Genomic DNA, 14,689 nt, shown 5'->3' with positions numbered 1-14,689 from the left:
GACACGATCCGCCGCTCCCGCCGCGTCGACAACTGGCTGGGCGAGTGCTCCGGACGCGAGGACCGGTCCGTCAGCGGCTGCCCCGCCCGATACCGTCGCGCCCACCGAGACGCGGTCGCGGGCGAAACCTGGAACCGTTCCGCCGCTCTTCTGACAGCCCAACCGTCATCGACGATCAGTGAAGCGAGTCGGCGACGCCCTTCCGGCGTCAAGGGCGCGTTAGCGTGAGACACGAAGACCTCCGTGGAGCGGATGTGAGGGTGGTACCCACATCGTCCCGGAGGTCTTCGCCTCACCTCACACGATCACAACGTGTCGAGGAAGAACAGCTAGTTCCCAACCAGGGACCGGCAAGCGGCGCTGTCCGACAAGTCGCCAATCGGTCGAGCGACAGACTGGTAGCCTCACGTGAAGACATGTACCTGAGCTGCAAGGACGCTGCATCGTGCGAGGAGAACCGGGGTGGCGCCCAGCAGAGAGTGCTCGATGAGCGATGACGCGCTGATTCCTCTGACAGTCGACCGATTGCAGCGCGGGCCGCGGATGCGTCCTGCAACGATCCTGGCCGCCTACGACGACCGCGAATGGGAGTCGTTCATCGAAGAATGGGCGACCACGAGGGAGCCGCACTACCTGTCGGTCCACCGCTTCGGTGGAAGCGGTGATCGCGGCATCGACATCGCGGGGTTCGTGAGCGAGCTCGGATTCGAGGGGGTCTGGGACGGGTTTCAGGCTAAGCACTACGTCCACAGCCTCGGGCCCGCCGCGGCGTGGCCCGAGGTCCTCAAGGTGATTCTGCTCCGCGTCGATACGCCGTCATACACGGTGCCGCGGAAGTACGTCTTCCTCGCGCCACGAGGAGTGACAACGAAGCTTGCGCACCTTCTGCACTCACCTAGTGAAATGCGAACGGCGTTCCTAGCCCAGCTCGATGACCCTACGTCCGAGCCATTTCGAGTGCTTTCCGATGAGCGACGCGCTGCGGTGCGGGAGCTCGCAGCTGAACTCGACTTCGCTATCTTCGACTCCTACGAGGCTGTGCAGCTGGTAAACGACGTTCGCGGGACACCGTCCTTCGCTGTCAGGTTCGGTGGGCCACTCCCCGACCGGGCGCGGGATTGGACGGTGCCCGCCGCCGTGCAATCTGGCGAGTCCGAGTATGTGGCCGCGCTGCTTGAGGCCTATCAGGAGAGGTTTCCGGGGGAGATATCTGACATAAGCAGTGTGGTGACGCATGGAGTCTCCGCGCCACATTTTAGACGCCAGCGCGAGTCCTTCTTTCGAGCGGAGTCTCTACGGGAGTTCGCGCGGGATTCAGTCCCGCTGGGAACCTACGAGGGCCTCCAGGAGGAGATCTACGACGCCGTCGTAGAGACAGTGGAATCTGATCATGCCGATGGCCTGGCGCGCCTTCGCAGCGTGCTGGATGCTGCTGTGCAAGCCCAGCTCACTTCCAACGCGCTCATCACCGTCCTTGAGCCCGGTGACCGAAAGGGCGTCTGTCACCAGTTGGCTAATGGCAAGCGAGTGAGATGGGTGAGATGACTCCTCGATCGTTGCTGAACTCGCCACTTGAGATTGGAATTCGGTGCGTGGCCATCTTGGTCGCGCTCTACCCGCGCTCAGCTGACGTTTCACGCCTGGTCCTTCTCGACCATGTGCTCCTGCACACAGCGGACTTTGGCGGCGCCCCGTCAATCCACCCGCCGGTGCCAGGCAGAGGGGGGCAGATCGGGATGAAGCGCGGCTTGATCAATGACGGACTGATACTCGTTGGATCCCGTGGCCTGGTCGAGCGAGTCGTCGGCAGTGAGGGCATCTCGTACGCGGCCGGCGAAGATGCGAATCCGTTTCTGGAATCGTTGGAGTCACTGTATTTGGCCGACCTGCGGGAGCGTTGCGAGTGGGTCGCGCGAACGTTCGGTGATGTCAGCGAGGATCAACTCAGAGGAGTGTTGATTGAAGTCGTCGGACAATGGCGGGAGGAGTTCGGCGATGAGGCTTAAAAGCAACGGGCGTCGCCTTGTGCTGGCGTACATCACCGTGGTGGGTGTCAACGTGGAGCCCGCCTCGATCGACTTCGGAGCGCACCTCACCGTCGTCCATGGCGCTTCTGACACCGGCAAGTCTCACATCCTCGAGCTTCTGGAGTACTGCCTCGGACTCCGACAGAAGATCGTTATGCCGCCGGAAGGCGACGGCTATCAGTATGCGATGCTCGGGCTGACGACTCCGGCCGCGGGCGAGGTGACGCTGGTTCGAGACCTTCACGGGGGAAAGATCGGTCTTTACCCGGGCCATCTGCGGTGGCTCCCCGTCGACCCGGCCCCTGAGTACGTGAAACCGAATCACACATCCAACGACCCGAGGTCTATATCTCGGTTGTTGCTCCGCGAACTCGGCTTGGATGAGTTGTTCGTGCGTCGAAATCAAAACAACGTGCTGCGCATGTTGGAGTTTCGTGATGTATTCAGACTCGCCGCGGTTGACGAGCAGAAGATAATTGCGAAGCGCTCTCCGATTGAGTTCGGGCAGTTTCAGGACCGGCCTGTCGAGTCCGCAGTCTTCCGACTCCTAATCCAGGGCGAGGATGATTCAGGCCTCGTCGAGATTCCCAAGGTTGCAGCGTTGAAGGAGGCCGCAACCAACAAGATTGCGGTCGTCGATCAGCTGATCGCGCGGCTCGAGGCTCAGCTTGTTGGTGTGCCCGAGCCAGCGGATCTGCAAGATCAGGATGCACGGCTGAGCAGGACGATCTCTTCTTCTACAGATGCCCTTGAAGTGGTCTCGGCGGGCAGAGACGAACTCATCGCCGAGAGGTCGGCGATCTCGCGGCGTATCGACGAATCGACGGGTCGGCTGGGCGAGATTTCCAGTCTCCACGCGCGATTCAGTCTCCTTCAGGACCAGTATGAATCTGACCTGAGCCGCCTCGAGGTGCTTCGTCAGGTGGGTGACGTGTTCCAGCCTCGCGACGGCTCGCCGTGTCCCTTCTGTGGTGCTGACTCGCATCACCAGGACTGGGGAGACGGCGGAGATGACGACGCAGGAGACATGCGGTCAGCGATCGACGCTGAAGCTGCAAAGATCTATGTTCTCAGGGGAGATCTCGCCGTTGCGTTGGCCGAAATGGTTCAGGAGCGCCAAACTCTTGCCGTTGCCGTCGGTCAACTCGACGACCGTAGGCACGAGCTGTCGCTGGAGATCGCCAGCCTTGACCGCGACATTTCTGCTCCTGCGAGGAGCCTTCAAGAGGTCGTTCGCCTGCAAGCCGACGTCCGCAAGAAGTTGGATCTCCTCGGGCAGCTGTCAGAGCTCGTTACGCTTCGTCAGGAACTTGCGACATTCGAGAAGCCGAAGACAGACGCCAGGGTCCCGATCAACTCGAGTGACCTCATAAGGTTCGACGCTGTCGCGTCTGACGTGCTCCGTGCATGGGCCTTCTCAACCGGTGAACCTGAAGTCCGATACTCGACCGAAGATCGTGATCTCGAAATCGACCGACGTACTCGTATTGAGCGAGGTAAGGGCGTGCGCTCAATCCTTCACGCGTTGTTCAACGTCTCCTTGGCCGAGTACTGCGCCAGCAGGGACATCCCTCATCCGGGGTTCGTGGTTCTGGACTCTCCTGTCGTTTCTTACCGTCATCCTGGTGAGTCCACTCCGACAGGCGAAGATGAGACAGTCTTGCTGAGCGTTGTCGACGCGTTCTATGCCTACCTGCAGGGGGCCTTCTCAGGGCAAGCCATCGTGCTGGAGAACAAGTCGCCAGTGTCACCGCTGCCCCCGGGCGCCACGGAGTACTTCTTCCGGGGGGTCGGTCAAACGGGAGGTCGTGAGGGCTTCTACCCGACCAGGCCTTGACTCGCCGCGTGACTGAGGAGCGGCTGTACCGCATGTGACTCGTCGGCCGGAGGTCGCCTTGCAGTGGACAGAAGTTCTCAATGGCGCTGCCGCTGTGCGCGAGGCGGGGCCCCGATTCGCTAGCTGACATCGGGTTGCGCGATAGCACGCCTTGTGAGCGGTGAAGGTGCTCACGACGCCCCCCAAACGTTCGACGCGCGGATAGGGATCGGATCAGGTCACGGGTGTGGCCAGTGCGTCGAATGCGGGTCGCAGTCGTCGCGCCCGGTCGGGGTCGGTCTTGGTGACCTCGTCAAGAAGCAATCGGGTCAGCGTGATGCGAGCACGGTCGAGATCGTCGGCGACGAGCTGGGCGGTCAGCGTCGCTTCCAGCCGGGCAAGGTCGTCCGCGGGCAGGCGGTCGATCTCGCGACCATGCCACGCAATGAGCCCGACTCGTGCGCACATGAGAGCGAGCACCTGACTGCGCAGTCCATCGAGCATCGACGTCGCCTGCCAGAGCTTGCCCCGCGCAATCGCCGAACGCGCATGCAGTGCGTACAACCAGCCCATCCCGACCATCGCCGACGCATCGGACGGAGCCGGCTTGGTGGCCGCGTTGGGTGCGCCGAACAGGACCCGGAAGCCCGGTTCGGTGGCGCGGAACTTGTCCCGCGGCCAGAACGACACATCGATCTGCAGCGAGTTGGTGAGGAGAAACACCCGATAGCGGGCACCAGCGGCCCACACATCGTGTGTGTCGGATAGGCCGTGCTCGTCGTTGATCGCCTGGGTCCACTCGTGGACCAGCCGCTCCTCGTCGACGCCATCGTCGAGCTGGAGAGCGAGGTCGATGTCAGACCAGTCGTCCTGGGACCCGCGCGCCGCCGATCCGACCAGTGCCGCGCCGATGACACGCTGATCGGCCTGCGCTCGCTCAATCAAGCCCGACTGGATCGTCGCCCGCTCCGTTGCAGAGAACATGGCACAACCCTTGCACGGACGCGGAACCTCTCACGTCCGTTGTCGCACCGACCGCGCCCGGCACGCCCCACCAGCGGCCAATGCCCGTTTACGGATCGGTGTGATCCCCGCGGGCGGGTTCCGGCTGGGAGACGGGGCGACGCGCGTTGGCGGGGCCGAAGTCGTGAGCCCTGAAACCGAGCGCATGGTTGAGCCAACTGGCAAGGTCTCGCTCGAGGCTTTCGGGAGTGCTCTCGCTAAGCCTCGATCCACCGACGAGCTTGGGGTGGCCGGGGCGGCGTGGTCGCTGCGGGGGTGACGTTGTCTTGGGCAGGGCTGAGTTCCGGGCGTCGCATCCCGGTCGTCCACTGGATTCTCGGTCGTGCCGCGGTCGCGGCGATGGTCAGTTGGCCATCGTTGGTGGTGGTGCGTGCGTGGCTGTGAAGAGCCGGTCGAACGCGGCCTGCCAGGGCCATGCTGCCGGGAGGTGCAGTGTGGTCCGGCGCGCGGACCTGGCCAGCCGTGCGGGCACTGCGATGAGGGTGCGGCGGATCGTCGCGGTCGTCGCTCTGGCGAGCCGTCCGGCGCGGTCGGCGATGAGTCCGGCAGCGCGGGTGAGGTTGAACGCGATCACGGCGAGCACGAGCCAGGCGCTGTTCGCGGTGAACACACCGGAAGGCAGGTGAGCGAGTGGCCCGTTCTTCAGGTCGGCGTGGACTTGCTCGATGATCGCGTGACCGCGGTGGGTCTTGTCCGCGACCACCGTGTCCATCACGTCAGGGTCGGTGGTGGTGAAGAACGCGTGGTGCCGGAACACGTCGAACAGCGTCGGCTGTTCCACCCGCGTCGGGTTGAGGTCAGGGATGCGCCGCACCACGAGCCGCCCCGGCATGCGCTCGGCCATCTTCCTCGACCGGAACGCGGTGAACGCCACCTCGGCGACTTCGGCTTTCGAGATCCATCGGCCGGTGGTCTCGTCGCGGATCGCGTCGGTGTATTCGATCGTCGTCCACGCGTCATCCGGGATGGTCGCGATCGCTGCTTTCACGGCGGGGTCCATCCGGACGGTGACCGACACGTCCGCGCCCGCGCGGATCGCGGTGCCGATGGTGGCGTGGCCGTAGAAGGCAGAGTCAGCGCGCAGCAGCGGCTGCGCCCCATTGCTGACGCCGGTGCGGCGGAGGGTGGCGAGGGCGTCGCCGACGATCCGGGCGGCGCCTTTCGGGGAGCCGGTCTTGCCCTGCCGCAGCCGCTGCCCGAGGATCACCGGCGCCGACGACGAGGTGCTGGCTGTCGCGATCAGGGCGTTCAGTCCGCGGACCCCGGAGTACCCGAACCCGGCGCCCTGCTTCTTGTATCCGTGGACCTCGATGATCGTGTCGTCCAGATCCACCATCACCCGCTCACCCGGACGGAGCTGCAGGAGCGGCGCCTGGCCGGCGAGGTTCTGCAGGACCCGGGTCGCGACCGCGTCGAGCTGGCGGACGTGCCCGAACCGGAACGCGCGCAGGAACGACCCCAGCGTGGATGGCGCATACGTCCGATCGAACAGACGACCCATGCCGCCGTGACGGAGCAGGTTCATGTCGTCGATCGAGTCCGCACCCGCGAGCATCCCCGCGACCAGCGCCATCACCTTCGACCCGGCGTTGGAGCCCTTGTCCGTCGGGACGCTCAACCGGGACTGCGCGAGCTTGTCGAGCCCTGCCTGCTGCGCGAGCCGGAGCATCGGGACCAGGCCCGCCACCGACACGAGATTCGGATCATCGAAGACCGCGGACAGCGCGGCCGGGGCATGCTTGAATTGCACCTACGAGATGCCTCTCGCTTCAGACAAATAGGACCTTAGACAAGCTCTATTTTCCCTGATCCGAGGGGCATTTCCGCGTTACCACGCCCGATCGGCACCGTGGCTCATCGGTGGATCGAGGCTAAGGATGCGAGATCGAAACACCCCTGCCAGGCTCGGGCTGCGTGTTTCGAGCCGTGCGTGGATCTCGTGGCCGAGCATCATTGCGATCTCGAACAGCGCGTTGGCGCGGGCTGTCTGAGTTCCGTCGCCTTCGGGTTCACGCTGAATCGCCGTGAGCAGTTCGCGGGCACCCACATGCCGGGACCGTTCCTGTTCGTGCGCGAACTCGCCGAGAGCCCGAACGAGGGGGCTCAACCCTTTCCAGCCGGCCGCTTCCACCCACCTTTGGGGAGTTGTGTTTTGGCCGCGCTGTTCCAGCTTGTCGGCTCGTTGAGGTTTGATCCGGTGTGTCCGTACTCGCGCCACCGACTCGAGCACCGTCCGCATGCAGGTGAGTGACTCGTCGACGTCCTGCAGCCACAGGATCCAGGAGGACTCGAGGGCAGATGCGGCCGCCCGGAGACCGTCCCGCTCGACTCCGTCCTCCTCGTCCGCGACGAGATGCGCCATCTCCGTGATCAGCTGGTACTGAAGCAGCGTTGCTGTAACGCTCACGGTATCGAACTGATTTCCGCGCTGGATCGCCTCCAACTCGAAAGCTCCGCGGGCCTCGTCAATCGCGCGAACCCAACGCTCCTCGATCGCCATCCACGAATCGAACGGCTCAAGACCGAGTGGCTGCGTTATGCGGCGGGCGATGCCCCGCCGGTACTTCTCGCCCCAGGTCGTATAGCGCGTGGCGTCAGCCGACATCACAAATGGGAAATCGAGCGGCTCCATGAAGACTTCCAGGAACTTGGGCGGATCCGCCGGCCGGGGGAGATCTATCACGCGAGCTTGAAGCGCCGCATACGAAGCGTCATCGAGGTTCCCGTGGTCCTGGGCGTACGAGGTGATCACGCCGCGAACCTGACGTAGCGGGATCTCCGCAGCCCGCACGATGAAGTTGTGCACACGTGCTCGCGCCGTGTCGGACATGGAGGCATCGACCGCCAGCGGAGTGCCGGCGACCACCACGGGCCGCCCGTGGAGCAGTTCGGACAACGTCGCCCAGTTCACCGCAACCTTTCCACGGTCGGGCATTTGCGGGTAAACGTCCCACACACATCCGATGTACGCGACGTCATCCTCACCGTCGGTGCGGGTGGTGCCCGTCGAGAACGCGAGGTTCGATGTCCATCTTTCGATATACCGCCTGGTGAGCGCCGCGGCTGCGAGGGTGTACCCGAACCGGAGGTGCCAGCAGATCCGCGCGAACGTATCCAGACCCTCACGCAGTCCACCGAGCCCGCGTTCTTCCATTGATGAATCACTGTCCGTACGGAACCACGGAGCGCCGTGCCTTTCAAGAACCACGTCAGCTGCCGCGATCGCGTAGCCCACCCGCCACCCGAAGCTCGAGAGCAGGTGTGGCTGCGCGGCGTGCGTGGCTGCCCGCGCCAGACAGCGTGCGTTCACGTGCGTCACGAAGCGGGTCGGATTTGCGATGACTAAGGACTCTAGTTCGGACAGGCCTCTCCCGTCGCCATCGACTTCCTCGGCGGGGAGGCTCGCCGTGAATCGCCGGAGCGTCTCCAGCTGTTGATCCCTGTCTGCCGCGGTCCGCTGTTGCTTCGCGCGACGCCCGGAACCCATCCCCCCAAGGTAGAGCACGCCCGAGTTTGAACCCCAGCACCGCATAACGATGCCAACACGGCGTCGTAGCGAGCTATCGATGGAACATTGTGCGGCGCACCGCCACCGTCCCAGCGGTCGCTGGGACGGGTGCAGCACCAACTTCTCTGCGGAACCGACGGTGACGTCCCGCTGGTTGGTGGAGTTTCTCGACACCGTGCGGGTCAGCTGATGTGATTATGCCGCGGTGAGTTCGGGGATGGCCACCTCCTCTGGTTCGGCGAGGAGGAGGGTCATGGAGTGCTCGGAGAAGTAGCGGCGGTCGGCGCCGTCCCATTCGTCGTGTTGCTCGATGAGGACGTGGCCGGCCAGCCGCAGCAGCGCGGCGGGGTTGGGGAACGTGCCGACCACGTCGGTGCGGCGTTTGAAGCTCTCATGTCAAGAGCTGGGCTCGGTTCGCGTCGCGGATCATGGTGCGGTGGATCGTGTTCGATAGGTGGCGCTTGAGGATGCGCATGGCTTCTCGGCGGGTGTGTCCGCGGCTGATAGCGGATAGGTAGAGCTCTTGGGCGCGTGGTTCGCAGCGCAGCTGGGTCACTGCAGCGCGGTGGAGCGCGGCGTTCAGTCGGCGGTTTCCGCCGCGGCTGAGTCGGTAGCGTCGGGGTCGTCCACCGCCTTCGCCGGAGCTCACCGGGATCGGCGCGGTGCCGTTGAATCGCGCGAAGCCGGCTTCGGTGAATCGACGTGCGTCCCCGACCCTCAAGCAGGATCTCGGCTGCGGTGCGGGCGGCGATCCCTGGGATCGATTGCAGTGTGGATCCGGTTGCAGCGACGAGCTTGGCGAGCTCAGCTCCGGCGACCTTGTCCTGGTCGAGGACGTCTTTGAGCATCGTGATCCGGTGACGGATGAGCTTCAGGCGCAGCCGTTGCACGGGGTCGGCGGGTCGTAGATGACCGAGTGCGGCGATCGCCGTGATCCGAGCACGTGCGGTGACGCGTTCGGGGAGTCGTGCCCGGAGTTGTTCGGGGAGGTCTTGGATGAGGGCGTCGAGTTCTCCGATCAGGTCGGTCCTGGCGTATCGCAGGGCACGGAGGTAGCGCCTCTTTGCAACGGTCCCGCAGGCTGGACTTGACTGCGTCCCGAAGTCACGTCCCGCCGTCGGTTCGGTGACGTCCCCTGGGGTGGTGTAGATCTCGGGCTCGAGGTTGGCCTTTCGGGCGCGGCGCGGACAGGGATGGCGACTGAGCGCGCCCAGCCGTACGCGAGGTCCCGCCATCGGGCAATGCTCGCTTACGGATCCTCACGGGGCGTCAGCAAGGTCTCGCACTGACCTTCCGCGAAGGCTCCTCGCCCCCGGGATGGCTACCCACCACCGCGGCGACCTGAGCCGAGTGCGACAGAGCTACATGCGCTGGTCGAGCAGTAGTTGCGCGCGCTCCGACGAGTCGTTCATCCCACCTCGAAGGAGCCTGTGACCGGCGGGTGGTTGCGGTCGCTCCTCGCGGCTGGTAGCCCTGCTCTATGCTGGACCGCTTCCTGCGACGATTCGCCATCGTGATGCTCGTCGGCTACACCTTGCAGTTCGTCCTCGGGATGACGCTCAACCTCTTCGTGAAGATTCCGGACGCTCACCCGGGGACTTCCGGTGAAGAGTACTTCAGTCGGTCGTTCACCAGTCTTGGCTGGGCACTGTCTGGAGCAGGCGGGCCAGCGCTGTTCACTCATGCGCTTCTCGGGGCCGTGCTCTTCACGGGTGCAGTCACCCTCTTTGTCATCTGCCTTGCCCGCCAAGCCCGCGGCTGGCGATGGCTCACTGGGATTGCCACCTTCTTCACGTTCGGTGCGTTCTTCAACGGAATGAGCTTTCTCGACTACGGCGAGGACTTCAGTTCAGCGATCATGGCGGGGTGCTGGCTGATTTCGACAGGTGCCATCGTCGTCGTACTCATCCGCCGTCAGCCGCACCAGGCTGACGCGCCGGTTGACTCCGCCGGCTAGGGCGTGTCTCCCAATAGTCGTGTCCAGGTGAGGATGGCGCAGAGGGCGACTCCGGCGCGGTAGGTGATCGCGAGCTTGTCGAACCTCGTGGCGATGCCGCGCCATTGCTTGGCGAGCGCGAAGCATCGCTCGATGACGTTCCGGTCTCGGTATGCGTGGGCGTCGAAGCCCGGAGGCCGCCCGCCGCGGCTGCCACGCCGCTTGCGGGCGGCGATCTGGTCTCGCTTGTCCGGGATGACGGCCTTGACCTTGCGGCGGCGAAGCTCGCTGCGGATGACGCCCGTCGCGTAGGCGCGGTCCGCTATCACAGCGTCCGGTCGGGTCCGCGGGCGACCCGGACCCAGCCGGGGAACGTGGATCTGGGCGAGCACGTGGGCAAGCATCACACCGTCGTTGCGCTGGCCTCCGGTGACGATCATCGCGAGCGGGCGGCCGTGCCCGTCGACGGCCTGGTGGATCTTCGTCGTCAGACCGCCGCGGGAGCGGCCGATGCCGTGACCAGGCGGCTCAATCTCGTGCCAGGGCAGATTCTTGTGATTCGATCCAGCCCCCCGTGTCCTGCTCGGGACGGGTGGTGTTCGTCGCGTGCTGATGCGCACGCGCGATCGTCGCGTCGATTGATACCGCCCAGTCGATCTTGCCGACCGCGTCGGCCTCAGCCAGGATCTGCGTCAGCACGCGATCCCACGTGCCGTCGCCCGCATACCGGCGGTGACGCTTCCACACCGTCTGCCACGGGCCGAACGGCTCGCGGGGAAGATCACGCCACGGGATCCCGGTGCGAAACCGGTACGCGATACCCTCCACGACCCGCCGGTTCTCGCCGAACGGGTGACCGCGGCGCCCCGAGTTCGAGGGCAATAACGGCTCGATCCGCTCCCACTGCTCGTCCGTGAACACCCGATACCGCGAACCCGTCGACCTCACCCAGCCAGCATCCCGCGAGCCCCACCGACAATATGGGAGACACGCCCTAGACTGCGGCTGGCTGCTGACTTCTCGGGAATGTCACGGTGATGTCCAGTCCCCCTGTCTGGGGTGCCACCGTTTCTACGGTCGCGGCGTGCGCGTGTCGGGCACCCCGTACACGTCGGCGTGCTTTGGAGACAGGGGCGTATTCGATGAGTCAGGCCCGCTGGACGCCGGTGAAGCGTCCGAGAATCGCTGCATCCTGCATCGTGTAAACCTCATCGCGCAGAACAGGATTTGCGATGTACGACGTCTGCAGGGTCACCCGCTGCGCCCTACGCGATGAGGCCGGGGCGCGCGCCCCGGCCTCATCGCCCGTTCGGTGTGCGTCAGTGCCTCGTCAGCCCCGGGAGGGCCTTCGTCCCCTCGGCGGTCACCGCGGTCAGTGCCTTCGGGTCGAGCCCGAGGGCCGACAGGATCGTAGGCGCGACCTGGGTGGTCTCCACGGCGGCGGACTGGACCTGCGCCGGGACGCCCGGGCCGTTCACGAGCATCAGCACGTGCTGGTCGCCCGGGTTCATGCCGCCGTGCTCGGCGAGCTTGGTCGGCTTCGCGTAGACGACGCCCTCCTGCACCTTGCCGAAGACGTCCGGGTACCGGCCGTCGTCCACGGCGACGCCGAAGAAGTTCGCGGCGGCGCTTCCGGCCCAGATCTCCGCGAGGCCGGAGTGCTGCACGGTCACCGGCTTCTTGTCGACGTCGTAGCCCTGGGCCGTGTGATTCCACAGGTAGGACTTCACGAAGTCGGCCGCGGCCTGCGATGTGTCGGAGAGGTACGACTGCCACAGGTCGTCGTCCGTCCCTGCGACGATGAGGCCTGTGTTCGCGGGGTGTGTCTTCGCCCATTCGGCGTTGATCGCGCTGATGATCGGGCCGTCCTGGATCGTGACGAGCTTGTTCGGATCCTGCGGAGACTGGCCGTGCTTCGCCGTCACGATGATCGTGGTCGAACCGGTGAGCCCCGCCTTGTGGATCGAGCGCACCATGCGGCCGAGCTGCGCGTCCACGTAGTCGAGCGCGCTCGAGAGCACGGGACCGGGAACCAGCTCGCCGCCGACCCACTGGTAGCCGCCGGCCTCGGGAGCGCTGGTCGTGTAGCTGCCGTCGGCGTTCTTGATCAGGGTGGTCGGCGTCGAGCGGATCTTCTGCGCCACCGAAACCGTCTGGAAGTTCATGCCGAAGATCGCGGGTGTTCCGACGTGGCTCTTGCCGGAGTGGTCGAGCCCGTCGATCTCGTTCACGACGGCCTGCACCTTGTATCCGTCGTACTGCTTGGTGGCAGCGTCGATGTGGGCCCAGTCGTCGTCCTGCGGGTACGGCACACCGTTCGGCATGACGGCCTGCGAGTCGATCTCGGGCGAGAACAGGTCGTCGATGCTCCGCCCGTTCGAGCCGGGTCCGTTGAAGGATGCGTAGACCTCGTGCTTGTCGGACCACGCGGTGCGCAGGCCCGCGTGGTGGATGACCTGGAAGATCGTGTTGTCGCCGAGGTAGTCCCAGGGCGTGATCGGCTGGCAGGTCTCGGGGTCCACCGGGAACGTCGCGGGGTTCAGCGACGTCGCGGGGTCGAATGTCAGGTTCATGATCGCGGCCGGGTTCTTGTCGACCCCCCGGGCGAACACGGACCCGTTCTCGTCGAACGACGGGAAGGTTCCGCTGGACGGGTCGATGAGGTCGGGCACGGATGCGAGCGCGTCGTCCGGCGAGTCGTAGATGACGTCGCCTCCCGTCGCCGCGCGGCCGGGCGTGCATGCCGCGCCGGCCTCGTCGACCTTGTGACTGTACTCGACGTCGTAGTACACGCCGGTCGTCCTCGGGTTGCCACCCGTCATGATTGCCGTGCCGCCCGGATCGGAGTCCGACGGATTGGAGGTCGACGCATTGGTGTACTCGCTGCCGCCATGCGTGAGCTTCGCGAGGGTCGAGTCCGGATGCTTCGCGATGTACCAATCGAGATCGCCCTGATGCATCCCGTCGACCGAGATCAGCAGGACGTGGTGCGATCGCCCGGCGGGGGCCGGCCGATCCGACGCCGAGGCGCTGCTCGCGGTCGTCGCGCTCGCGAGCGCGACGACCAGAGCCGCGACTCCGGTCGCGGCGACTGCCGCGCGGGTTCTCGCTGTACCGTTCATGGATTTCCTCCGTCACCGGCCCGAGCGCCGACGCCTGTGGGACGCCGTGGGGGTCACACGGGCACGGTGAAACGCTCATTCGCCGATGTGAACGTGGCCTGACGCCCGTATGACATCTGAATGAACCGCGAGCCCTCCTATGTTCGTGCTGTGGATGCCCTCTCGCGGGACTGTGGGCGGCCTTTTCCCGCACCGCCGACACGCGAAAGCGCCGATTCCTCTCTGAAGGCACGCGCACGTGAAGACCTGCAGCGGATTGGACGCAGCGCCACGGAAGTCTCATCGATCACGCCGGCGGGGTCATGGCCCGTCGCGGGCAACACCACGAGCCAGAACAGCCGCGGGGGCTCGCTCGCGCCGGCGTGGTTCGAGACGAGGATCAGGCCGCGCGGCAATGTCACCAGTCCGCAAAAAGTCCGCAGAATCCTCTCCGCAGCTCATTCCGCGCCATTCGAAGACAACCCGACTTCCGCGTAATTCCGCGGTTCTCGCCCTTGCCCGATGCCCGACAAACTGCCGGATGCCGTTCGTCAACTACCGCTGACACGAGCCCCTGACCTGGCGTTTCAGTCCGCACGGAGTCCACGTTCTGCGTCGATCTTCGAGTAACCGGGGTGAGGAACGGGGATGCGGACGCAAGCGATTGTCCACGCCGAGAATGGGCTCGTGGACCTCGACGGCGTAACACAGCCGCCGGCTGAACCCGCTGCTCCCCTCATGGCAACCGGGCTCATCTTCATCGCCAGGGAACCTGGCCTTCACATCCATACCGGCATCAACAGAGGCCCCGTCGTCCTCGATCTCGAGTTCCTCGAGACGCCGCCTGAAATACATGACGAAACGGAGGCGTGGGAGGACGTCGCGGAGTTCACGGCGGCTCACATCCCGGGCGATGCTGTGGCTGTGCACGGAGCGACGGAGTTTCCACCCGACGGTGCAAGCGTCAGTGTGGCCGGTGCGCCCTCCTTTGTGCGTCTGCGTGTCTCCGCGATGGGCCGCATGCTTGCTTTCGACGTGGTCGTCAGCGAACCCTGCGAGCGCTACCTGCTGCAGATCTGGCCCGTCTCAGACAGCGAGCAGCGCGTCGTCTCTTCGATCACTTCCACACGACTCATCCCGTCGAGACTGGATCCCCTTCCACCAGACAGTGCTGTGGTGATCGATACACCCCGACGCATCGGGTAGCTTCGCCGGCCCCTCGCGCGGTGGACCTGTTGTCGTCGTCGACGACAGATTCGCCGTGGCGGATGGGAGACA

At 65.2% G+C, this 14,689-nt stretch carries 12 protein-coding genes and 1 pseudogene; 5 read left to right on the top strand and 8 right to left on the bottom strand.

Features of this window, described 5'->3' with window-relative positions:
- The coding region (locus tag AC0NZN_RS14440) for a helix-turn-helix domain-containing protein (protein ID WP_474593008.1) at positions 1-233 on the bottom strand (233 nt) is incomplete at its 3' end.
- A gap of 253 nt (positions 234-486) precedes the next feature.
- Between AC0NZN_RS14440 and AC0NZN_RS14435 the strand changes: the two genes are divergently transcribed.
- From AC0NZN_RS14435 to AC0NZN_RS14425, 3 genes are read left to right on the top strand one after another with little or no spacing between them, the layout of a single operon-like run.
- Complete coding sequence (locus AC0NZN_RS14435; protein WP_474593007.1) at positions 487-1,545, top strand: ABC-three component system protein; 1,059 nt, start codon at positions 487-489, stop codon at positions 1,543-1,545.
- Positions 1,533-2,006 (top strand): ABC-three component system middle component 2, encoded by a 474-nt coding sequence (locus tag AC0NZN_RS14430; RefSeq protein ID WP_474593006.1) that lies wholly within the window; start codon positions 1,533-1,535, stop codon positions 2,004-2,006. Before AC0NZN_RS14435 ends, AC0NZN_RS14430 begins: the two co-directional genes overlap by 13 nt.
- Entirely contained in the window at positions 1,996-3,864 is a 1,869-nt protein-coding gene (locus AC0NZN_RS14425) for an ATP-binding protein (protein WP_474593005.1), read from the top strand. The genes AC0NZN_RS14430 and AC0NZN_RS14425 overlap by 11 nt, the downstream gene beginning before the upstream one ends.
- Positions 3,865-4,077: 213 nt before the next feature.
- Here the strand turns inward: AC0NZN_RS14425 and AC0NZN_RS14420 are convergent, their stop codons facing one another.
- The 5 genes and pseudogenes from AC0NZN_RS14420 to AC0NZN_RS14400 all read right to left on the bottom strand — a co-directional run bounded on the left by AC0NZN_RS14420 (position 4,078) and on the right by AC0NZN_RS14400 (position 9,095).
- Positions 4,078-4,827: a nucleotidyltransferase domain-containing protein gene (locus AC0NZN_RS14420; protein WP_474593004.1), complete on the bottom strand. Its 750-nt coding sequence runs from the start codon at positions 4,825-4,827 to the stop codon at positions 4,078-4,080.
- A gap of 382 nt (positions 4,828-5,209) precedes the next feature.
- Complete coding sequence (locus AC0NZN_RS14415) at positions 5,210-6,616, bottom strand: IS1380 family transposase (protein WP_474593003.1); 1,407 nt, start codon at positions 6,614-6,616, stop codon at positions 5,210-5,212.
- A 78-nt stretch (positions 6,617-6,694) separates the two neighbouring features.
- Positions 6,695-8,353, bottom strand: a complete 1,659-nt coding sequence (locus tag AC0NZN_RS14410) for a hypothetical protein (protein WP_474593002.1) — start codon at positions 8,351-8,353, stop codon at positions 6,695-6,697.
- 216 nt (positions 8,354-8,569) lie between these two features.
- Positions 8,570-8,770 (bottom strand): annotated as a pseudogene (locus AC0NZN_RS14405) (transposase); the annotation flags it as partial.
- Positions 8,766-9,095, bottom strand: a complete 330-nt coding sequence (locus AC0NZN_RS14400; protein WP_474593001.1) for a transposase — start codon at positions 9,093-9,095, stop codon at positions 8,766-8,768. The pseudogene AC0NZN_RS14405 and the gene AC0NZN_RS14400, both read right to left, overlap by 5 nt.
- A 759-nt stretch (positions 9,096-9,854) precedes the next feature.
- On the opposite strand from AC0NZN_RS14400, the gene AC0NZN_RS14395 reads away from it, so the two are divergent.
- A complete protein-coding gene (locus tag AC0NZN_RS14395; RefSeq protein ID WP_474593000.1) occupies positions 9,855-10,331 on the top strand; it encodes a hypothetical protein in 477 nt (158 codons plus the stop codon).
- Here the strand turns inward: AC0NZN_RS14395 and AC0NZN_RS14390 are convergent.
- Positions 10,328-11,258, bottom strand: a protein-coding gene (locus AC0NZN_RS14390; RefSeq protein WP_474592999.1) for an IS5 family transposase whose coding sequence is annotated in 2 segments (ribosomal slippage) — positions 10,328-10,882 and positions 10,884-11,258 — 930 coding nt in all. Because the reading frame shifts where the segments join, the coding sequence is not laid out codon by codon here. The genes AC0NZN_RS14395 and AC0NZN_RS14390 overlap by 4 nt on opposite strands.
- A gap of 371 nt (positions 11,259-11,629) precedes the next feature.
- A complete protein-coding gene (locus tag AC0NZN_RS14385) occupies positions 11,630-13,432 on the bottom strand; it encodes an alkaline phosphatase family protein (protein WP_474592998.1) in 1,803 nt (600 codons plus the stop codon).
- 666 nt (positions 13,433-14,098) lie between these two features.
- On the opposite strand from AC0NZN_RS14385, the gene AC0NZN_RS14380 reads away from it, so the two are divergent.
- Entirely contained in the window at positions 14,099-14,617 is a 519-nt protein-coding gene (locus AC0NZN_RS14380; protein WP_474592997.1) for a hypothetical protein, read from the top strand.
- Positions 14,618-14,689: the final 72 nt, after the last annotated feature.

The organism is Microbacterium sp. sgz311019 (assembly GCF_056135325.1).
The sequence above is the reverse complement of the archived record's forward strand: the minus strand, read 5'-3'. Positions and strand labels throughout refer to the sequence as shown.

Coding starts and splice junctions, on each gene's coding strand:
- AC0NZN_RS14420 (WP_474593004.1), bottom strand. CDS start 4,827: ATGTTCTCTGCAACGGAGCGGGCGACGATCCAGTCGGGCTTGATTGAG.
- AC0NZN_RS14410 (WP_474593002.1), bottom strand. CDS start 8,353: ATGGGTTCCGGGCGTCGCGCGAAGCAACAGCGGACCGCGGCAGACAGG.
- AC0NZN_RS14425 (WP_474593005.1), top strand. CDS start 1,996: ATGAGGCTTAAAAGCAACGGGCGTCGCCTTGTGCTGGCGTACATCACC.
- AC0NZN_RS14435 (WP_474593007.1), top strand. CDS start 487: ATGAGCGATGACGCGCTGATTCCTCTGACAGTCGACCGATTGCAGCGC.
- AC0NZN_RS14430 (WP_474593006.1), top strand. CDS start 1,533: ATGGGTGAGATGACTCCTCGATCGTTGCTGAACTCGCCACTTGAGATT.
- AC0NZN_RS14385 (WP_474592998.1), bottom strand. CDS start 13,432: ATGAACGGTACAGCGAGAACCCGCGCGGCAGTCGCCGCGACCGGAGTC.
- AC0NZN_RS14395 (WP_474593000.1), top strand. CDS start 9,855: ATGCTGGACCGCTTCCTGCGACGATTCGCCATCGTGATGCTCGTCGGC.